Origin of the sequence: Allobosea lathyri, assembly GCF_900108245.1 — a bacterium.
In the GTDB taxonomy this organism is placed as follows: domain Bacteria; phylum Pseudomonadota; class Alphaproteobacteria; order Rhizobiales; family Beijerinckiaceae; genus Allobosea; species Allobosea lathyri.
On the sequence record NZ_FNUY01000006.1, the window covers coordinates 1 to 19,774 of the forward strand.

General features: G+C 66.1%; 23 protein-coding genes. 14 read left to right on the forward strand and 9 right to left on the reverse strand.

The genetic code is table 11. The features are described 5' to 3' along the window. The 7 genes from C4S73_RS14845 to C4S73_RS14880 all read right to left on the reverse strand — a co-directional run. On the reverse strand, nt 1-416 hold a 416-nt coding region (locus C4S73_RS14845), incomplete at its 3' end, for a nitrate reductase cytochrome c-type subunit (protein WP_103873596.1). Continuing rightward, nucleotides 389-2,884 carry a periplasmic nitrate reductase subunit alpha gene (gene napA, locus C4S73_RS14850; protein WP_103873311.1) on the reverse strand — a complete coding sequence of 832 codons (2,496 nt, stop codon included), beginning with the start codon at nt 2,882-2,884 and terminating at the stop codon, nt 389-391. The genes C4S73_RS14845 and napA, both read right to left, overlap by 28 nt. Continuing rightward, nucleotides 2,884-3,228, reverse strand: a complete 345-nt coding sequence (locus tag C4S73_RS14855) for a chaperone NapD (protein WP_103873312.1) — start codon at nt 3,226-3,228, stop codon at nt 2,884-2,886. Before C4S73_RS14855 ends, napA begins: the two co-directional genes overlap by 1 nt. A gap of 9 nt (nt 3,229-3,237) precedes the next feature. After that, on the reverse strand, nt 3,238-3,429 hold the full coding sequence (napE, locus tag C4S73_RS14860) for a periplasmic nitrate reductase, NapE protein (RefSeq protein ID WP_103873313.1): 192 nt from the start codon (nt 3,427-3,429) through the stop codon (nt 3,238-3,240). 406 nt (nt 3,430-3,835) lie between these two features. Further along, entirely contained in the window at nt 3,836-4,102 is a 267-nt protein-coding gene (locus C4S73_RS14870; protein WP_146071363.1) for a hypothetical protein, read from the reverse strand. Nucleotides 4,103-4,540: 438 nt separating this feature from the next. Next, nucleotides 4,541-5,722 (reverse strand): NnrS family protein, encoded by a 1,182-nt coding sequence (locus tag C4S73_RS14875; protein WP_103873597.1) that lies wholly within the window; start codon nt 5,720-5,722, stop codon nt 4,541-4,543. Nucleotides 5,723-5,924: 202 nt separating this feature from the next. Continuing rightward, nucleotides 5,925-6,380 (reverse strand): pseudoazurin, encoded by a 456-nt coding sequence (locus tag C4S73_RS14880; RefSeq protein ID WP_103873316.1) that lies wholly within the window; start codon nt 6,378-6,380, stop codon nt 5,925-5,927. A gap of 681 nt (nt 6,381-7,061) precedes the next feature. Between C4S73_RS14880 and C4S73_RS14885 the strand changes: the two genes are divergently transcribed. From C4S73_RS14885 to C4S73_RS14945, 14 genes are all read left to right on the forward strand, one after another. Further along, the gene (locus tag C4S73_RS14885; protein ID WP_103873317.1) at nt 7,062-7,514 is read left to right on the forward strand and encodes a c-type cytochrome; all 453 of its coding nucleotides are present in this window, start codon (nt 7,062-7,064) and stop codon (nt 7,512-7,514) included. A 22-nt stretch (nt 7,515-7,536) separates the two neighbouring features. Continuing rightward, nucleotides 7,537-8,901: a cbb3-type cytochrome c oxidase subunit I gene (locus tag C4S73_RS14890; protein ID WP_103873318.1), complete on the forward strand. Its 1,365-nt coding sequence runs from the start codon at nt 7,537-7,539 to the stop codon at nt 8,899-8,901. A 68-nt stretch (nt 8,902-8,969) separates the two neighbouring features. Continuing rightward, nucleotides 8,970-9,788 (forward strand): CbbQ/NirQ/NorQ/GpvN family protein, encoded by an 819-nt coding sequence (locus C4S73_RS14895; RefSeq protein WP_425290351.1) that lies wholly within the window; start codon nt 8,970-8,972, stop codon nt 9,786-9,788. 10 nt (nt 9,789-9,798) lie between these two features. Continuing rightward, nucleotides 9,799-11,691 (forward strand): nitric oxide reductase activation protein NorD, encoded by a 1,893-nt coding sequence (locus tag C4S73_RS14900; protein WP_103873320.1) that lies wholly within the window; start codon nt 9,799-9,801, stop codon nt 11,689-11,691. Nucleotides 11,692-11,702: 11 nt separating this feature from the next. Next, nucleotides 11,703-11,858: a hypothetical protein gene (locus C4S73_RS28465; RefSeq protein ID WP_200828023.1), complete on the forward strand. Its 156-nt coding sequence runs from the start codon at nt 11,703-11,705 to the stop codon at nt 11,856-11,858. Nucleotides 11,859-11,965: 107 nt separating this feature from the next. Continuing rightward, nucleotides 11,966-12,256 carry a DUF2249 domain-containing protein gene (locus C4S73_RS14905; RefSeq protein ID WP_103873321.1) on the forward strand — a complete coding sequence of 97 codons (291 nt, stop codon included), beginning with the start codon at nt 11,966-11,968 and terminating at the stop codon, nt 12,254-12,256. A gap of 31 nt (nt 12,257-12,287) precedes the next feature. Next, on the forward strand, nt 12,288-13,685 hold the full coding sequence (locus tag C4S73_RS14910; RefSeq protein WP_103873322.1) for a hypothetical protein: 1,398 nt from the start codon (nt 12,288-12,290) through the stop codon (nt 13,683-13,685). Continuing rightward, nucleotides 13,648-14,193 (forward strand): DUF2249 domain-containing protein, encoded by a 546-nt coding sequence (locus C4S73_RS14915; RefSeq protein WP_103873323.1) that lies wholly within the window; start codon nt 13,648-13,650, stop codon nt 14,191-14,193. Before C4S73_RS14910 ends, C4S73_RS14915 begins: the two co-directional genes overlap by 38 nt. Further along, the gene (locus C4S73_RS14920; RefSeq protein ID WP_103873324.1) at nt 14,190-14,474 is read left to right on the forward strand and encodes a metal-sulfur cluster assembly factor; all 285 of its coding nucleotides are present in this window, start codon (nt 14,190-14,192) and stop codon (nt 14,472-14,474) included. The genes C4S73_RS14915 and C4S73_RS14920 overlap by 4 nt, the downstream gene beginning before the upstream one ends. A 124-nt stretch (nt 14,475-14,598) precedes the next feature. Further along, the gene (nirK, locus tag C4S73_RS14925) at nt 14,599-15,729 is read left to right on the forward strand and encodes a copper-containing nitrite reductase (RefSeq protein ID WP_103873325.1); all 1,131 of its coding nucleotides are present in this window, start codon (nt 14,599-14,601) and stop codon (nt 15,727-15,729) included. A gap of 66 nt (nt 15,730-15,795) precedes the next feature. Further along, a complete protein-coding gene (locus C4S73_RS14930) occupies nt 15,796-16,683 on the forward strand; it encodes an SUMF1/EgtB/PvdO family nonheme iron enzyme (protein WP_103873326.1) in 888 nt (295 codons plus the stop codon). Beyond that, entirely contained in the window at nt 16,680-17,231 is a 552-nt protein-coding gene (locus tag C4S73_RS14935) for a cytochrome c oxidase subunit 3 family protein (RefSeq protein WP_244595610.1), read from the forward strand. Before C4S73_RS14930 ends, C4S73_RS14935 begins: the two co-directional genes overlap by 4 nt. Before the next feature lie 82 nt (nt 17,232-17,313). After that, nucleotides 17,314-17,496, forward strand: coding sequence for a hypothetical protein (locus C4S73_RS14940; protein ID WP_146071364.1), 183 nt, complete (start codon nt 17,314-17,316; stop codon nt 17,494-17,496). A 108-nt stretch (nt 17,497-17,604) separates the two neighbouring features. Then, nucleotides 17,605-18,297: a cyclic nucleotide-binding domain-containing protein gene (locus C4S73_RS14945; RefSeq protein WP_103873328.1), complete on the forward strand. Its 693-nt coding sequence runs from the start codon at nt 17,605-17,607 to the stop codon at nt 18,295-18,297. 171 nt (nt 18,298-18,468) lie between these two features. On the opposite strand, the gene C4S73_RS14950 is transcribed toward C4S73_RS14945, so the two are convergent. Both C4S73_RS14950 and ubiV read right to left on the reverse strand, forming a co-directional pair. Continuing rightward, nucleotides 18,469-18,795: a hypothetical protein gene (locus tag C4S73_RS14950; protein WP_103873599.1), complete on the reverse strand. Its 327-nt coding sequence runs from the start codon at nt 18,793-18,795 to the stop codon at nt 18,469-18,471. Between the two features lie 76 nt (nt 18,796-18,871). Next, the gene (gene ubiV / locus C4S73_RS14955; protein ID WP_103873329.1) at nt 18,872-19,768 is read right to left on the reverse strand and encodes a ubiquinone anaerobic biosynthesis protein UbiV; all 897 of its coding nucleotides are present in this window, start codon (nt 19,766-19,768) and stop codon (nt 18,872-18,874) included. Nucleotides 19,769-19,774 lie beyond the last annotated feature (6 nt).

Genomic DNA, 19,774 nt, shown 5'->3' on the forward strand with positions numbered 1-19,774 from the left:
GTGCAGAAATAGCGGCGCGGCGTCACGTCCGAGAGCACCTGGCCATCTCGGTCCTGGAAATGGGTGATGCTGATCATCGGTGCGCCCGAGCCCTCGGTAAACTCACGCCTGTGGCAATCCATGCAGCGGTTGGTGTTGAGCGTGAGTTGGTAGCCGTCGATCGAATGCGGGATCACAGGCGGCTGCTCGGGATAGTTGCGCATCCGCCTGACGTCATCGACGATCGGGCGGCCGAGCGCGGGCACCCGTTCGAGCTCCATGGGCTGCGCGTTGCCGGTCACGCGCGGTACGATCCTGATCGGCGCTCCGTCCTGCGAGAGCGCGCCGACGGTGAGGACGACGAAGGCTGCCAGGGCAGTTCCGAGAAGGGTCCAGGAGCGCATCAGGCTCAGACCGCCAGGATCTTGACCGCGCATTTCTTGAAATCCGTCTGCTTGGAGATGGGATCGGTGGCGTCGAGAGTGGTCTTGTTGATGAGCTGGCTGGCGTCGAACCACGGAACGAAGATCACGCCTGACGGCATGCGGTTGCGGCCTCGCGTTTCGACGCGGGTGCGCATCTCGCCGCGCCGCGAGATGATCCGGATTTCCGCGCCTTGGTTGAGCCCGCGGTTGCGCGCGTCCTCGGGGTGCATGAAGCAGCGCGCACCGGGGAAGGCTTTGTAGAGCTCCGGCACGCGCATGGTCATCGAACCGGAGTGCCAGTGTTCCAAGACGCGCCCGGTGACAAGCCACAGATCGTACTCGCCATCGGGCGATTCCGCCGGGGGCTCGTAGGGCACAGCTATGATGCGGGCCTTGCCGTCCTTGTTGCCGTAGAACTCGACGCCTTTGCCAGCCTTGACGTACGGATCCAGGCCCTCGCGGTAGCGCCAGAGCGTCTCCTTTCCGTCGACAACCGGCCAGCGCAGGCCGCGCACCTCGTGGTAGAGGTCGTAAGGTCCGAGATCGTGGCCATGGCCCCTGCCGAAAGTGGCATATTCCTCGAACAGCCCCTTATGGACATAGAAGCCGTATTGCTTTGATTCCTGGTTCTCGTAACCAGCTTCAATCTCGGAAAGCGGAAATTTGTCGACGTTGCCGTTGCGGTAAAGCACGTCAAACAAGGTCTTGCCGCGATAGTTCGGATTGGCCTCGAGAATCTCGGCCGGCCAGACCTCGTCGGTCGTGAAGCGCTTCGAGAATTCCATGAGCTGCCAGAGGTCGGAGCGGGCCTGGCCGGGCGCGTCGACGAGCTGGTGCCAGACATGGGTGCGCCGCTCGGCATTGCCATAGGCGCCCTCCTTCTCGACCCACATTGCGGCGGGCAGGATCAGGTCGGCGGCCATTGCCGTCACGGTCGGGTAGGCATCCGAGACGACGATGAAGTTCTCCGGGTTGCGATAGCCCGGATAGGTCTCGTTGCTGTTGTTGGGCGCGGCCTGGAGGTTGTTGTTGACCTGGATCCAGTAGAAATTCAGCTTGCCGTCCTTGAGCATGCGGTCCTGCTCGACGGCGTGGTAGCCCGGCTTCTCCGGGATGATGCCATGCGGAATTCGCCAGATTTCCTCGGCATGCTTGCGGTGTTCGGGGTTGGTCACCACCATGTCGGCCGGGAGGCGATGGGCGAAGGTGCCGACCTCGCGCGCCGTGCCGCAGGCTGAGGGCTGGCCGGTCAGCGAGAACGGGCTGTTGCCGGGCTCAGAGATCTTACCCGTCAGCAGGTGCAGGTTATAGACCATCTGGTTCGCCCAGACGCCACGCACATGCTGGTTGAAGCCCATCGTCCAGAGCGACATAACCTTGCGCTTGGGATCGGCATAGAGTTCGGCAAGCTGCTGCAGGAAGCCCGGCTCGACCCCGGTCAGGGCGGAGACCTTCTCCAGCGTGTAGTCTTTCACAAAGGCGGCGAAGGCTTCGAAGTCGATCGGAGTCGTGGCGGTGACGTCGGCGGCCTTGCGCGCTTTCATCTCGCGCGGATCGTCCGGACGGAGGCCATAGCCGATATCCGTGGCGCCCTTCAGGAAGGTGGTATGCTTGTCGACGAAATCCTTGTTCACCCGCCCGGTCGAGATGATGTGGTTGGCGATGTAGTTCAGGACCGCCAGGTCCGTGCCCGGCTTGAAGATGATCGGGATATCGGCGAGGTCCGAGCTGCGATGGGTGAAGGTCGAGAGCACCGCGACCTTCACATGCGGATGGCCGAGCCGACGGTCGGTCAACCGGGTCCACAGGATAGGGTGCATCTCCGCCATGTTCGAGCCCCAGAGCACGAAGGCGTCGGCATGCTCGAAATCGTCATAGCAGCCCATCGGCTCGTCCATGCCGAAGGTGCGCATGAAGGCGTAGGCGGCCGAGGCCATGCAATGGCGTGCGTTCGGGTCGAGATTGTTCGAGCGGAAGCCGGCGCGCATCAGCTTGGTGGCGGCGTAGCCCTCGAAGATGGTCCACTGCCCGGAGCCGAACATGCCGAGCGCGGTCGGCCCCTTCGCCTTCAGCGTCTCCTTGGCCTTTGCGGCCATGGTATCGAAAGCCTCCTCCCAGGAAACCGGGGTGAACTCGCCGTCCTTGGCGTAGGCACCGTTCTTCTTGCGCAGCAAGGGCTGCGTCAGGCGGTCGGCGCCGTACATGATCTTGGAGAGGAAATAGCCCTTAACGCAGTTGAGGCCGCGGTTGACGTCGGCCTTCATGTCGCCATGGGTGGCGATGACGCGGCCCTCCTTGACGCCGACCATGACGCCGCAGCCCGTGCCGCAGAAACGGCAGGGCGCCTTCGACCACTGGATCTGCAGCGCGTCGACGCCGCCGATGATCGGCTGGGCGCCGACGGGGAGGCTGACATTTGCTGCCAAAGCGGCGACCCCGGCCGCCTGCGCCTTGATCAGTTCGCGGCGGGAGAGTGCCATCATCCAACTCCTGGAGGGTCGAGGGGCTCGATCTGCTCGAAGACGAGGTTGGCCGAGAAGACACGGTCGAGCAGCGCCATCTCGGTCAGCCTGCTGCCGATCTCGCCGCTGTCCTCGCTTTCGATCACCACGATGATCTTGGTGCCGTTGATGGCGTGGACCTCTGTGCCCGGCATCGCCGCGATGTGGCGGGCGACCTCGGCGCAGTCCTCGGCGCGGGCCGTGACCACGGCGCTGGCGATGTAGAGGAGCCCGCCGGGGCGGTCCCGGTCAGGCGGCGCGCCGGGCGCGATGCGCCCTCTGATGAAGTCGCGCCTATCGATCTCGCCGTCTCGCGCCGTCATGCCGGCACCTCAATGGACAGGCGGGCCGGGCGGTCCGAAGACGACCTGCCACATCCAGACGAGGAAGCCATATCCGCCGACGACGCCAACCGCGATAATCGGCCAGATCAGGACCGCCAGGACGAGAAATGCGAAAATTTCGCCGCGTTTGGTCGCTGCGGCCACGCTCGAAGGCTGGTTCTCAGATTCATTTGCGATCATGGGGAAGATCCCGCTGATACGACAAGTTGTCTGGATTCGATCTAAGGAGGCTATCGCCCCACCGCTGCAACGTCCAGTCCAATCCGGCCCGCAACGGAGGATTGCATTGCATGCCCGCCGGCAGCGGCTAGAGAACCGCTCCGCCGAGCCAATGCGCGGCTTGATCTCCCACTGGCTTGGAGCGTCCTTTCGGAAACGCGCAATTGATGCTGGCGAAGGCTCAACAGGCATCGGAGCATTTTGCCCAGGCGGAGCTCGATCCCCCGTTCAAGCGATGACAGCCTTCAATGACGATCACCGTGGGGCCTATGGGTCGAACCACCTCCGGGTAGTTGAGTGTTGTCGGCTTTTAAGGCTGGCGGCGAGGCCCGCCCCGATTGAGCGTGCGGTTTTTGCTGTCTGACGGTCACCTCTCGTCGGTGGACTTGGTCTTGTTCTCGAATGGCGTCACATCCGCGCAGGCGGCAGCAGGCGACTGGTCCCGCATGTGACGGACCTCCGCGCACGCAGCGCTCTGTTCGAACTCGCCGGCATCACAGCGCGCCGCGGCCGCAAGCGCCACGGCCTGAACGATGGTTCGCATGTCGTATTCAGCGATCGCATCCGTGAGCGCGTCAAGCTCGCGCTCTTCCTCGCCGCCGGAGACACATCCCATCAAGACCGCTGCCCGCACAATTGCAGCCTTCCGCTCGCCATCGGTACTGATCGTGACGCTGTTCGCACTCGGCATTGCGGCCGCCTCCCCTAATCAAAGTTCATCCCGATTGAGAACATTAGCGTCTTTCGACATGAGCTTTGGAGCACGTTGAGTTACACCCCCTGCCGGTCCACGCGTTGTCACTTCAACAGGGGAAACGTCATCGCACCTTCCAGTGCAATGACGATCGCGGCGCAAAAGAACGCCACGCAAATTTTCGCCAATGACCACTCCCAATCCCTCCGCCATGTGAAACGGCGGGGGTCTGCGCGCCGATCGGCACCTCAAGCCATTGAAATCTCGGTGGCGGATGGGGCCATGCTTGGACACCGATACACACCCCTCTGCAACGTCCAGTCCAAGTGCCACGCGCATTTCACATCGCGCCAGGCAAATATTAGGATGCAGGCGGCCCTAACGCCCAAAGCGCGGCTGGGTCAGAAGGCGCCAGTACGCCAGGGCGAATCCAAGAAAGGCCGCCGCCCAGGCGAGGCCGGCAACATGCAGCAGACCTAGGCTCCAGGCCGGATGGAGCGAGGCGCAGATGCGAGCCAGTGCCGAGAGGACGATCAAGGCGTAGACCGCCTGTAGCGAGCGACTCGCTTTAAGGGGTCGCCCCGTGTGCCCGAGGCTCGACCGTGACATGACTGCGAGCGTCATCGTGCCGATGGCGCCGCCTGTCCAGGCGTGGATTCCCGCGGCTGCAGGCAAGAGACCAAGCGATGCCATGCCGACCAGCAGGAAGCCGAGCGGCACGAACGCGTAACCCACATGGAGGATCAGAACCAGCCGGTCCCGACAAGTCCGGTACCCGGCCCAGCGCGCCAGCCGCACGGCCTGAAGGGCGCCCGACGCGATCAGCGCCGCGCCCGTTACAGCCCCATGGGGAACGCTGATCCACGCGAGGAGAGCGGCCCCGGCGCAGACCATCGAGGCGATGTCGAATTGGCCGAAGGCCGCAGGCAGCCGTCCGGGGTTCTCCCGGACCAGCCAATTGCGCGTAAAGCTCGGCACGATGCGGCCGCCGATCAACATCACCAGCAAGATGGTCGCCGCGATGCCGAGCCGGATGCCATAGTCGGCGGCGCCGTGCATGTAGGCTTCGAGGTGGAACATCGCGTTGCCGCCGAAGAGCAGCGCCACCGCGATCAGCACCTTCAGGTTCCGCCAGTTCTTCCCGAAGACGATCTCACGTCCGGCCGCTCCGGCAACGAGGAGCAGGAAGGACAGGTCGATCACCGCCGCCGGAAGCCAGCCAATCCAGGCGGACCCGGTCACGGCAAGGCGGCCGAGGATCCAGGCGACGACCAGGACGAGCAGCGGCTTGCCCTGCAGGGGAAGCCGGCCGGTCCAGTTGGGGATCGCCGTCAGGAGGAAACCCGTCACCACGGCCGGGAGATAGCCATAGAGCATCTCATGTATGTGCCAATCGCGGGGTGAAAAGAGCGTTGAGACTTCGAGCTCCCCGTAAAACATCGGAAGCCATGCCAGCACCGCAAGGCCGGCATAGATCGAGCCCAGGAGGAAGAACGGCCGGAACCCGTACGAGAGGATCGCCGGTCCGACATAGTCACGCAGGCGGGGAATCGGAGCCATCATCGTCCTCTTTCAATGGAAAGAAGATGTCGGCGGCGCTCACTGAGCGACCGTCTCCGTCCTCTTGGCCGTGCCACAGGACAGCGTCACCGCGACCAGGTTGCGGATGGGGTTTATATCGCGCCCGGCACACAGACACGGTCCAAACAAGCGCGCCGCCGCAACAGGATCGTCGCGGCGGCGCAAGGCGAGCTGCGAGAGCTTACTTCGATGCAACGGTCGTGGTGGCCAGTTTGTCGAAGAGCGTCGCGAAGGCCTGCTTCGCCTTGCCGGGGTGGGTCGCCGCCTTGGCTTGATCGAGGTTCGCCGCGTCACCGACGACGACCATCCCGACCATGCCCATTCCATAGTGCGGCTTGCACTTGTAGCCGTAGACGCCGGGCTTATCGAAGGTGACGACGACTTCTTCGTTGATCTTGCCGACAAACGCCTTTGCGCCTTCCGGCAGCATCGCCTCAACGGTTTCGACGTTGTGCCCCTTGTCGGAAGCCACGAATTTCACGGTGTCGCCCGGAGCGATCTTCACGAGCGCGGGCTCGAACACCATGATGCCCGCCGTTCCCTTGTTGAGCATCTTGACCTCGACTTCGGCAGCCTGTGCCACGCCGGCCATTCCAAGGGCCGCCACGAAGCCTCCAAGCATCATCATCTTGCGCATTGTAGTCTCCTGTTGCGATGCAAAATTTGCGAGCCGCATCGAAGCTCTTGGGGAGGCTGATACTCCCGGGCCCCAAGCGGCTGTTTGATTTCGCGCAAAGAGAGCCAGTTTTTTCGCGGCAGACCCGATCCGAGGCCGTTCGCGTTGCAACAAACGAGGGCGGCGTGCGCAGGCTATATTCGCGTCATCCCATGACCGACCAGACTGGCACGACAAGCGATCTCGCGGTCGAGCCTGGAATGCGAACTCTGAAAGCCAACGGATACCAGCCATCGTTGGCAGCCGTGCTGTCCTCGCTGATGGTGCGGCGGCCCTGTTAGGCAGGCCACCCATTGGATGAGTGCACGCTCACGGATCGACGCCTGGCACGATACGAGTCCGGCAGGCGTTCCGGGTCCCATCTGAGGGGCCGCCGTGGCCAGCTAAGGCCGAACTGGAAGGAGGGAAGCGACCGGCCCTCTCACGTGCCCAGCATCGTTCTTGAATCACGCTCGTCATGAATTGCGAACGGCCGAGTCGCGAGATCGCGGCTCGTTCAGCGACAATCGAGCGTCCTCTTCTTTGTCGAAGCGCAAATAGCGCCCCGTCCCGGCACGATAGAGGAGCCGTGCACTCCGTGCCCGCTGGGGACGTCACCCTGGCGATACCGGGCACGATCACTCACGAAAATAGGAAGAGCGCATGGCCGAGCGTCTGACCAAGACCGGAGCGCGTAACGTCTTCTATGGCGGCTCGATCTTCTTCTTCGCGATCTTCGTGGGGCTGACCGCCCACAGCCATTGGTTCATGCGGACGCAGTCCACCGACGAATCGACGCTGACTCCCGCCGTTGCGCGCGGCAAGCACGTCTGGGAGCGCAATTCCTGCATCAACTGCCACACGCTGCTCGGCGAAGGCGCCTATTTCGCACCCGAGCTCGGCAATGTCTGGAAGCGCTATGGCGGCGACAAGGACGCTGCCGGGGCGCGCGAGAGCCTGAAGGCCTGGATGGCGGCCCAGCCGACCGGAATCGAGGGCCGGCGCCAGATGCCCCAGTTCAACCTGACCGATCAGGAGCTGAACGATCTCGCCGATTTCCTGGAATGGACGAGCCGCATCAAGACCCAGAACTGGCCGCCCAACGATGCCGGTTGAGACAGCGCGACAGGAGAGAGCCATGAGCGGCTACAACACGACAAGATACAAGACCCAGAATGTCGCGATGCTGTATTTCTACGGCGCGCTGGCACTGTTCGTAGCGCAGGTCACATTCGGGTTGCTGGCGGGATTGATCTACGTCCTGCCCAATACGCTGTCGGAGCTTCTGCCCTTCAACATCGTGCGCATGATCCACACCAACGCGCTGGTCGTGTGGCTGCTGCTCGGTTTCATGGGCGCAACCTATTACCTGCTGCCGGAAGAGGCGCAGACCGAGCTCTACAGCACGAAGCTCGCCGTCCTGCAGTTCTGGCTGTTCTTCGTCGCAGCGGCGATCGCGGTGGTTGGCTACCTGTTCCGCATCCATGAGGGGCGCGAATTCCTGGAACAGCCCTTCGTGATCAAGGTCGGCATCGTCGTGGTCGTGCTGATCTTCCTCTTCAACATCACCATGACCTCGCTGAAGGGCCGCAAGACCACCGTCACCAACATCCTGCTGTTTGGGCTGTGGGGCCTGGCGATCTTCTTCCTGTTCGCCTTCTACAACCCCGTCAATCTGGCGCTCGACAAGATGTACTGGTGGTACGTCATCCACCTCTGGGTCGAGGGCGTATGGGAACTGATCATGGCCTCGGTCCTGGCCTTCCTGATGATCAAGCTCAATGGCGTCGATCGCGAGGTCGTGGAAAAGTGGCTTTATGTGATCGTCGGGCTGGCGCTGTTCTCGGGCATCCTCGGTACCGGCCATCACTATTACTGGATAGGCGCTCCCGCCTACTGGCAGTGGATCGGCTCGCTGTTCTCGACGCTCGAGGTCGCGCCCTTCTTCACCATGATCCTCTTCACCGTCAACATGACCTGGAAGGCGGGGCGCAACCATCCCAACCGCGCCGCGCTGCTCTGGTCAGTCGGCTGCTCGGTGATGGCCTTCATCGGCGCCGGCGTCTGGGGCTTCCTCAACACGCTGTCCTTCGTCAACTACTACACCCACGGCACCCAGCTGACCGCGGCTCACGGTCACCTCGCGTTCTTCGGCGCCTATGTGATGCTGAACCTCGCGGTGATGGCCTACGCCTTTCCCGAGCTGAAGAACCGGGCGCCCTACAACCAGTGGCTCTCGATCGCGAGCTTCTGGCTGATGGTGCCGGCGATGATGGTGATGACGTTCGCGCTGACCTTCGCCGGCGTCATCCAGGCGCATCTCCAGCGCGTGCTTGGCCAGTCCTTCATGGAGGTACAGGATCAGCTCGCCCTTTTTTATTGGATCCGCCTCGGCTCCGGCATTGTGGTGGTGATCTCGGCGCTGATGTTCGCCTGGGCGGTCCTCGTGCCCGGCCGCGAGCGCCAGCCGCAGGCCCTCGGCTTCGCGCAGCCGGCGGAATGACCCCAAGACCCGCCGACGCCCGCCAGCGGGCCGCCACCCGCATGTTTCCAGGGATTCAGCCGATGAACATGATCTCGCCCCTCCCAGTCGCCGCGCCGCCCGCCGACAGCGTCGACATCCCTGCCTACAGCGCCTCCGGCAATGAGTGCGCTCTGTTCGAGAAGGCCTGGGAGAAGCGCCTGCCCCTGCTGCTCAAGGGGCCGACGGGCTCGGGCAAGACGCGCTTCGTCGCCCATATGGCGGCGAGGCTCGGCCTGCCGCTCTTCACCGTCGCCTGCCATGACGACCTTTCGGCCGCCGATCTGACCGGCCGCCACCTGCTCAAGGGTGGCGAAACGGTCTGGGTCGACGGGCCACTGACCCGCGCCGTGCGCGAGGGTGGCCTCTGCTATCTCGACGAGATCGTCGAGGCGCGCAAGGACGTCGCCGTCGTGCTGCATCCGCTCACCGACGACCGGCGCATCCTGCCGCTGGAGCGCACCGGGGAACTGCTTTCCGCTCCGCCCAGCTTCATGCTCGCTGTCTCCTACAACCCGGGCTACCAGAACCTGCTGAAGAACCTGAAGCCCTCGACCCGCCAGCGCTTCGTCTCGATCACCTTCGACTTCCTGCCGCGCGACCAGGAGATCGTGGTGGTCGCGCAGGAAAGCGGCCTTGACGAAGGCGCTGTGGCGCCGCTGGTCGACCTCGCGCGGCGGCTGCGCAGCCTGAAGGGGCAGGACATCGAGGAAGGCGTCTCGACCCGCCTGATCGTCTACGCCGCCAGCCTGGTCGCGGCCGGCCTGCCTCGGCCGGAAGCGGTGATGGCGGCGATCATCGAGCCCCTGACCGACGAGCCGGAGGTTCGCGCCGGCCTCATCGAGATCTCCCGCGCTGCCCTCGGCTAGGAGCGCGGTCATGCTGGACTTCCTCGAGCTGGAGGAGACCGTCGGGCGCTTCTGGCACAAGCTCGTCGGCGAGACTGCGAGCCTGCCACATCATCCGCAGGCGGCGGTGACGCTGGTGGCGATGGCCCCCGCGCTGGCCGTCTGTTTCCGCGGCTTCGGCGGCGAGCCCGGCGTCAGGATCGTCCCTGCCCGCGAGCGCGCGGCGAGACACCGGCTCAACCTGCGCCAGAGCGTCGGCCTCGGCGAGGAAAGGCTGGCGCAGGCCCTGCGCACGCAGGACAGCCTGCAGCTGCCGACCAAGATCGCGCTCTTCCCGGAAGCGGCCGTGAACCGCGACCTCTATGTCTGGCTCACCGCCTGCATGGCGACGAAGCCGCCGCGGCCGGTGACGGAAAGCGATCCGCTGCAACGCGACCTCGCTCTGCTCGGAGCGGCGCAGCGAATGGTCGCTGAGGTGCTGGCAGCGCTCCCAGGGCTCGCTCCAGTCTACCGCCGTCTGGCCGAGCAGACCGTCACGGGTCGCACCCGCAAGGGCCTGCCCGCGACGGAGGAGCGGGTCGAAGCCTTGATCCGGACCCTGCTGCGCGGAGAAGCCGTCTCGATCTCGGCCGGGGACTGGCCGGAAAAGGCGCCGGCCGGCTATCTGCCGGCCCTCAGCGTCCCGCTCTGGCCGCGGTCCGCCGCGGTCAAGCCATCCCGCACGACCCGCCGTGACGACGAGCAGCCGCCCTCAGCCGCGACGCCAGTGCAAGAGCACCTGAAGACCTACGCTGCCAGCCGCGACGAGGAGGCGGAGGCCTGGCGCGAGCGCAGCCCGTTCATTCTCAACCGTTTCGAGAAGATCTTGGCGATGTCGGAGATGGTCGCAGTCGATCGTCCCTCGGACGACAGCGACGAACACGATCCGGAGGCGGCGGACGAGCTCGACGAGATGGTGCTGAGCGCGCGCAAGGGCCGCCCGGCCTCGCGCTTCCGCTTCGATCTCGACTTGCCGCCGGAAGCGATGGACGACGCGGCGCTCACCGGCACGCTGACCTATCCGGAGTGGGATTTCCGCGACGGCTGCTATCGCGAGGATTATTGCCGGGTGCTGGCTGTCGCGGCCGGGCAGGCATGCGAACCGCCGCCGCAGGACGCCGCGACGCGGGCCCTGGTGCGTCAGGTGCGCCGCCAGTTCGAGGCACTGCGCCCCTTGCGTGAACCGCAGCGCGGCCAGATCGACGGTTCCGACCTCGATCTCGACGCGGTGGTGCGCCGGCAGGCCGATCTCGCCGCCGGAGGCCCGGGCAGCGAACGCATCCACCGGGCCAGCCGGCCGCAGGCGCACGACCTAGCGGTGACGACGTTGATGGATGTCTCGCTTTCGACCGATTCATGGTTCGACGACCTGCGGGTCCTCGATGTCGAGAAACAGGCGCTCACCGTCTTCGCCCATGGGCTCGCCGCCTGCGGCGACCGGCACGAAATCCTGACCTTTACCTCACGCCGGCGCGACTGGATCCGGATCGAGACGCTCAAGCGCTTCGACGAGGCGATGGGGCCGGCGGTGGAAGCGCGCATCGCCGCGCTGACGCCCGGCTGGTACACGCGCATCGGTACCGCGATCCGCCATGCCGCCGCCGGGCTCACGGCCCAGCCCGACCGCAGGAAGCTCCTGCTCGTGCTGACCGACGGCAAGCCCAACGACATCGACCATTACGAAGGTCGCTTCGCCATGGAGGACACGCGCATGGCGGTGATCGAGGCACGCCGCGCCGGCATCTGCGTCTTCGCCGTGACGGTCGACCGCGAGGCACGCGCCTACATTCCCTATCTTTTCGGCCGCAACAGCCATGCCGTGGTCTCGAAACTCGAACGCCTGCCGCAAGCGCTGCCGGCGATCTACCGCGCGCTCGCCGCCTGAGGGAAATCGCCATGACCGACGCCCAAATGGGACTTGCCGTCGCCATGCCCGCCATCGTCGTGATGGCCGTGCTGCTCTATCGCATGGGCGTGCTGCAGAGGGGTGGCGTCGCAGCGGCGGTGCTGATGTCGCTCGCCATCGCGACCGTGCTCTTCCTCGAGCAGTAAACAGGCAGGCCGTGCGCTCTTTGAGGTTCAACAAATTGCCGCAGCCGCAGCTCCGCTAGGTTGGACTGGGTCCCGCATTTTCGCGGGCCGCAGCCGGAGCCGGAACCATGACAAGCCTGCCTCTCGAACCCCTGGACGTCCGCGCGATCCCGCCGGCCGTACGCCACGCGACGATCTTCGGCATCCTGGAGCGTCTGCCGTCCGGCGCGGCATTCAGCATCGTCAACGATCACGATCCCGCACCGCTGTGGCGCCAGATCGAGGCTCGTTATCCCGGCGCTTATTCCTGGACCTACATCGTGCAGGGGCCGGAGATCTGGCAGGTCGAGATCGGCCGCGGCGATGCGGCCGTTTGCGGAGGGCACGACGAAGGCGCTGCCTGTACCTGCGGCCACTGAGGCCGCGTTTCACACAGGGAGGCCTGCGGCCATGCCGATGGCGTCGCTTTCGCGCTGGACGATGAGCTACTTCGCGGCAGCGCTCGCCAGCCTGCTCGCCGCCGAGCTCCTCATGCTCGCGGGCTTCGGCTATCCGGCCGCCGACCTCACCGAGCCCGCGACGCTGATCGTCGTCCATGTCACGGCGATCGGCTGGCTTAGCCTTGCCGTGGCGGGGGCGCTGCTGCAGTTCGTGCCCGTCCTCGTCGCGCGCCCCCTCGCCATGCCGTGGCTTGCCCTGCCGGCGCTGCTCGCGATCGTCGCCGGGCTCGTCCTGCTCTGCGCCGGCTTCGCCGCCCTGGCCGGCTGGGCCGACTGGCCGTTCGAGTTGATGCCACTGGCGGCTCTCGGCCTTTTCTGCGGTTTCCTCCTCCTCGGCGTCATGCTCGTCGCGACGCTTCTGAGCGCGCGGCCGGTGACGCTGTTCGCGGGCTTCGTCCTCGTCGGTCTCGCCTGCCTGGCGGTGACAGTCCTGAGCGGTGCGGCATTCGCCACCATCCTCTCCGGGCGCAGCGCGTGGCTGGCCTCCGTCGCGCCCCTGCCGGACGGGCTGCGCTTTCATGCTCTGCTGGGCTTCGGCGGCTGGCTCGGCCTGATCGCATTCGGCGTCAGCTACCGGCTGCTGGTGATGTTCATGATGGCACCGGAGCTGCCGGCCAGGCAGGTCCGCCTGGTCCTGGTCTTCGGCGGTTTCGGAATGGGCCTCGCAGTCGCCGGTCTCCTCGCCCCGGCCACCGGCATCGAGATCGGCGCCGGCTTCATCACCATGCCGCTCGGCGCTCTTGCCGTCGCGAGTGCCTTCTATGGCCGGGATATCCTCACCCTTTATCGTTCACGCCGGCGCAAGGCGCTCGAAATCAACATGCTGGCCAGCATCCCGGCCTTTGCCGCGCTCGGCCTCGGGTTGCCATTGCTGCCGATCGCGACCGCCATAGGGGGCTGGGAGCCGGGAATCGCGGCCCTGACCTTCCTGCTCGCCTTCGGCTGGCTCGGCGGCCTGACGCTGGCGCAGCTCGTGAAGATCGTCTCATTCATGACCTGGCTCGAAACCTATGCGTCGCGGCTCGGACGTGGGCCGGCGCCGCGGGTCGGCGACCTCGTCGCAATGCCACGCACGGGTTGGTGGTTCGCGCTCTATTACGCTGGCGTCGCGATCGCAGTCGCGGCGCTCGCCGGCGGCCTGGCCAGCGGGTTCAGACTGGCCATGCTGCCCTGCCTGATCGGCACCGCCGGGATCGCCTGCGAGCTCGTGCGCATACGCCATTTGTCCGAAATCAAGGCCGAGCAGCGGCCATCGTTGCATGAGCGGCCGCGGCTGCTTCTCGCGCGTGCCGACGAAAGGAGAATGCCCCATGCCGACAACCGAACCGCTGAAACCTCGCGAGCTTGACGTCAGGCCGGCGTTGCGGGGCGGCGAGGAGCCGTTCCAGGCGATCATGGACGCCGTCAGCGCGCTGGAGCCCGGCCAGTCGCTGCGCCTGATCGCGCCGTTCCGGCCGGTCCCGCTGTTTTCCGTCATGGCCAATCGCGGCTTCGCAGCGAGCGACCGGGCGATCGGCAACGGCGACTGGGAAGTCACCTTCTCGCCGGTCGCCGGAGAGGTCGACGGAACCGAAGGGCTCGCACTCGGCAGCAGCCCGTCCGCCGCGTTCTGGGGCCCTCCCTTGCAGGAGCTTGATCTCTGCGCGCTTGAGCCGCCGGAGCCGATGGTGCGCATCCTGGAAACGCTCGAAGCCCTGCAGCCAGGCGACGTGCTGTTCGCATTGCTGGCGCGCGAGCCGGTCTTCCTATTCCCGGAGCTGGCGAAGCGCGAGCATGAATGGGCGGGCAATTTTGACGAATCGGGCGCGACCTATCGCCTGCTGATCCGCCATGGCGGCGGGAGGGCGCACGGATGAGCGCCTCGCTGGAGCGGCTGGTTGAGATCGCCCTACGTGACGTGCTCGATCCGGAGATGGGCAAAAGCGTCGTCGATCTCGGCTTGATCTATGCCATCGCGGCAACACCCCACGGCGCGGTCGCGATCACCATGACGACGACCACGCCGGGCTGCCCGATGGCCGGCTTCCTGAAGGCAGCTGTCGCGGCAGTGGCGGGCTCGGTCAACGGGGTCACAGCGGTGACGGTGACGCTCAGCTATGAGCCAGCCTGGCAGCCGACGATGATTGCCGCAGAGTAAGGCCGACCATCACGTCGCGTCGCAAGATCGCTGGAAATGTTGTGCTGCAACAAAGATCGAATTCGCCTTGGCTCTAAAGTCTTCATGACCGGTCGACCTCCGGTCGCTGGCAAGGAGACAAGCCATGAGCGAAGAGCTCAAACTGACCCGCCGCAGCATTCTGGCGGGAGCAGCGGCCACCGGGGCTATCGTCCAGGCCGCGACCTCTGCACCTGCGCAGGCGCAGGGCGTGATGACCAAGGCCACGGCCACCGATGTCTCGAAGCTGCCGCGCGTCAAGCCGAAGCTGGTCGACCCGCCCTTCGTCCACGCTCACGAGCAGATCGCCATCAGCGGTCCCAGGCTCGTCGAGTTCGAGATGACGATCCGCGAGAAGAAGATCGTCATCGACGACGCCGGCACCGAGACCTTCGCCTTTACCTTCAACGGCACGGTGCCCGGCCCTCTGATGGTCGTGCACGAGGGCGACTATGTCGAGCTGACCCTGATCAACGCCGATACCAACGAGTTGATGCACAACATCGACTTCCATTCGGCGACGGGCGCGCTCGGTGGCGGCGCCCTGACCGAGGTCGGCCCGGGCGAGAAGGTCGTGCTGCGCTGGAAGGCGACGCGGCCGGGCGTGTTTGTCTACCACTGCGCGCCTCCGGGCATGGTGCCCTGGCACGTCACCGCGGGCATGAACGGCGCCATCATGGTGCTGCCCCGCGACGGGCTGAAGGACCATCAGGGTAAGGCGCTGAAATACGACCGCGTCTACTATGTCGGCGAACAGGACTTCTACGTGCCGCGCGACGCGGACGGAAAGTTCAAGCGCTACGCCAGCCCCGGCGAGGCGCATGAGGACGTGATCAAGACGATGCGCACGCTGACTCCGAGCCATGTCGTCTTCAACGGCAAGGTCGGCGGGCTGACCGGCAAGAATGCCATGACCTCGAAGGTCGGCGAGACGGTCCTGATCGTCCATTCGCAGGCGAATCGCGACACCCGCCCGCATCTGATCGGCGGCCATGGCGACTATGTCTGGGCCACGGGTAAGTTCCGCAACCCGCCGGAGCGCGACCTCGAGACCTGGTTCATCCCCGGCGGCTGCGCCGGCGCTGCGCTCTACACCTTCCTGCAGCCCGGCATCTACGCCTATGTCAACCACAACCTGATCGAGGCCTTCGAGCTCGGCGCCGCCGGACATTTCAAGGTCGAGGGTGAGTGGAACAACGACCTGATGAAGCAGATCTACGCTCCGGCCGGCATCTGACCGGCGCCGCCTCCCCGCCCCGCGCGGGGAGGCGAGGAGGCTCCTTTCCCACAACAGGAGGCCACGATGGGCACGACCCTGCGCATGGCGCTGCCCGCCCTCACGACCTCGGCCGGACTGATACTGATGGCCGGCGCCGCGGCGCTGCTGCTCGCTGCCCAGTCCCGGCCCGTCGCTCCTCATCTGCCGCTGCCGCAGACGGCGACCATCCCGTCCACGACGCTGACGCATCGGCTCGACGGCGAATACAACCGCGCCGGCCGACCTGTGGACGCGCCGCTCGTCGCGATCCGCATCGGCAAGCCTCTCGTCATCATGCGCTACCAGGTCACCGCCGCCGATTATGCCCTCTGCGTCGCGGCCGGCGCCTGCAAGCGCCTCGAGAGTCGCGCGGCGCGGGGCGACCTGCCGGTGACCGGCGTCAGTCATGGCGACGCCACCGATTATGCGATCTGGCTTTCGCACGCGACCGGCATGAACTGGCGCCTGCCGACCGACCAGGAATGGGCGCATGCAGCCGGCTCGCGCTTCATCGACGATGCCAAGGGTGACGATCCCGATGAAGCCAATCCGGCCCGGCGCTGGCTCGCCAACTACGAGCGCGAAGCCGCCCGCAAAGCGGCGAGCAGCTCGGCTCCGCGCCCGGTCGGCAGCTTCGGCGCCAATGAGCACGGCGTCCACGACATGGCCGGCAATGTCTGGGAGTGGACGCAGAGTTGCCTACGCCGCGTCACGCTCGACGCCGCGGGCGATACTGTCGGCGAGACCACGAATTGCGGTGTCTATGTGGTGGAAGGCCAGCATCGCGCGATGATGACCTCCTTCATCCGCAACCCGAAGAGCGGCGGCTGCTCGGCCGGCACCCCGCCCGACAATCTCGGCTTCCGCCTGGTGAAGGAGCAAGGCTGGCGGGCGCGGTTGCTGGCGGGCCTGCGCCGGCTGCTGCCGGCATGAACGCGCCGACGCCGACTGCCAGCCTCGCTGCAAGCCGGCCAGTGGCCGAAGGTGGCATGGAGCTGCTGCTCTGGATCCTGGTCTGGAGCGAGCTTGTCGTCTTTGGCGCCCTGCTCGGCGCCTTCCTCCTTCTCGGCCTGCTCGACCCGCCCGCGCTGGCGTTGCTGCACGCACAGCTCGACCTGCCGCTCGCCGGCGTCGCCACCGCGACACTACTCGGCAGTGGCTTCTTCGCCGCGCGCGCCGTATCGGGACGGAAGCCGCGCTGGAATCTCGTCGCCGCCGGATTTGGCGGCTTTGCCTTCGTCGCCCTGAAGCTCGCTGCATACAGCCACGAAGTCCCGGCCCTCACGACGGTGGAGAGCCGCCTGGTCGAGCTCTATTTCCTGATCACCGGCTTCCATCTGGCGCATGTGCTCTTCGTCGCCGTGATCATCCTTGCCGTCGCCTGGCGGCCGACGCCGCTGCGGGTCGCAATGGTCGCCACCATCTGGCACGTGGTCGACCTGGTCTGGCTCCTGATCCTGCCGGTCATCTATCTGGGTTGAGATGCAGCCATCTCGCGATATCCCGCTGCCGCTTGTCCTCGGTGCGCTCCTCCTCGCAACCGGGCTCGGGCTGCTCGCCGCCATGCTGCTTTCGCCGGTGCCGCGCGGCTTCGTCATCGCCGCATTGACTGGGATCAAGGCGGCGCTCCTCGTCGTCGGCTTTATGCGTCTGCAGCGGGAGAGTTCCATGCTCGCCGGCGCGCTCATTGCCTACGCCATTCTGCTGTCTGCCCTGGCCGGATTGCGGATCGCGCTCGCGGGCTAACAGGCTTGAACGCCGCTGGCGGTTGCGCTCATATCCGGCGCCGCTGGTCGGGTTTAGACGTCTCCTCGCGGGCGGTGCATCCGGCCCGCCAAAAGGAAAGACGACACGTTGGGAATGGACCGCAGCGTCCTGCGCAGCATCCCGCTGTTTGCGGCAATGAGCGACGCGCAGCTCGACCGCATGACGGCGCAGGGGAGCGCACGCCGGATTGCCCAGGGTGAATCGGTGTTCGAGCAGGGCGACCCGGCCAAGGCATTCTATCTGCTGCTGCACGGCCGTCTGAAGGTCACGCAGGTAACCCGCGACGGCCAGCAGATCATCGTGCGCGTCGTCCACCCGGGTGACCTGTTCGGCTTCACCCGCGCGCTCGGCCGCCCCGATTATCCGGGCACGGCGACAGCGGCGGTCGACAGCCTCGTCGCGAGTTGGCCGACCGAATCCTGGGACGGCTTTGTCGAGAACAACCCGCAACTGGCGATGAGCGCCATCCGCACCATCGGCCAGCGCCTGGACGAGGCCCATACCCGGATCCGCGAGATGTCGACTGAGGAAGTCGAGCGGCGGGTCGCCCATGCGGTGCTGCGGCTGATCGAGCAGGCGGGCAAGCGGGTCGAGGCCGGCATGCGCGTCGACTTCCCGATTTCGCGCCGCGACATCGCCGAGATGACCGGCACGACGCTGCATACGGTCTCGCGCATCCTCAGCGCCTGGGAGACACGGGGGCTGGTCGAGGGCGGGCGCCAGAAACTGGTGGTGTGCGATGCAGCCGCCCTGAGCCGCCTCGCCGAGAACGCCGGGTAGGAGCCCTGAGGCGCTTCAACTCGCGGGCTTGCCGACGAGCCGGGGCGACCGCCCGGGCTGGATGCGAGGCGGGAGCGGGCGCTTCGGTTGGCTAGACGCTCGCCTGAATCAGTTGCCGGAAATCCGCTTCGCTTCTGCCGGAATGACGGTCCCGGTTGATCGGAACGTGTCCTAGAGCTCACGCAGTGCTGCCGCTCCCGCCTGGGCGCTGCGCCCGATCTCGGCGAACAGCAGCGCCATCTCCTCGAAGACGCTGCGGTCGCTTTCAGCCTCGGTCAGCGAGTCGAGGTCCGAGAGAAAGCCGAGGAGAGCGGTGATCCGCTCCTTATGATCGCGCGCCGTGGCGAATTGCCGGCGCGCTTCGCGCCGGCGCTCGAGCTGGTCGAACCGGTCGAGCGCGCCGTCGAGCGTCTCGCGGCAGGCGCAGTCGAGATCTTCCGGCCGCAGCACCCGGCGCAGGCGGTCGATCAGCTCGCTCGCCGGCGTGGCCCGGCTCATCGGCTCAAGGCCTGCGCGCGATGCTTCACCCTGCTCGTTCCTCATCCCCGTCTCCGATCTCGTCCGCAATCGCGCGTCAGACGCCCGCTCTGACATGAAGGTGCCCAGGGACGGTGTGCAGGAAGCCGTTCGCAAGCGGCACATCAGGATAGAGCGCGCCAAGCCGCTGCTCACCCTCTTCCGGACCCAGCCGGCCATCGGCGACATCGCGGAACAGCCGCGCAACCGCGACCATGTCGCAGACCTGTGGCGAAAGCCGCAGCGAGGTGACGCCCGCCTCGCGCAAGGCCGGAATGTCGCGCAGCAGGCTGGCGCAGCCATGCGAGAGCGTCTGGACCCCGTTCACCGAGAGGAAGCCGGCACCGTCGAGCGTCTCGACCGGCATACCGTCGGGATCCTGCTCGCAGACGAACCGGCAATTATCCTTGGTCAGCTTGTGGGCGCGGGCATGATAGCAGCGCGCCGAAATCGCCAGCGGAACCCTGCCGAAAGCGAAGACCTCGATCGCGACGGCCGGTAGTGCGGCGGCAATCGTCGCAACGGCCGGCAATGGCAATTCGGGCGGCAGGCAGATCCGGCTCGCCCCGCGCTCGGCCAGAAAGGCAGCGGCCGCCTCATTGTAGACATTGACGAAGGGGCCGACCGCAAAGGGTCTGCCGGCGAGCGAAGCCAGGCAGGTCAGGTCGTTGACCTCGACCGTCATCTCCTCGGCCTGCATCAGCTCGCGGCTCTGGCGGCGCTCGCGCGGCAGCGAGACCAGGATCAGCGAGGCCGGCAGAACCCGCTTGCCCGCGGCCTCCAGCCGCTCGATCACGCCCGGCAGATGGTCCTGCTTGAACGGCGCTCGCTTGGAGCAGACGATCTCGCCGACGATGACCGTCTCGACCGGCGCCTCGTCCGCGATGCGATAATAGAAGTCGCGCCAGCGCTCCGCAGACCAGTGATAGAGCACGGGACCGAGAGTGAGTTGCATCGGCAG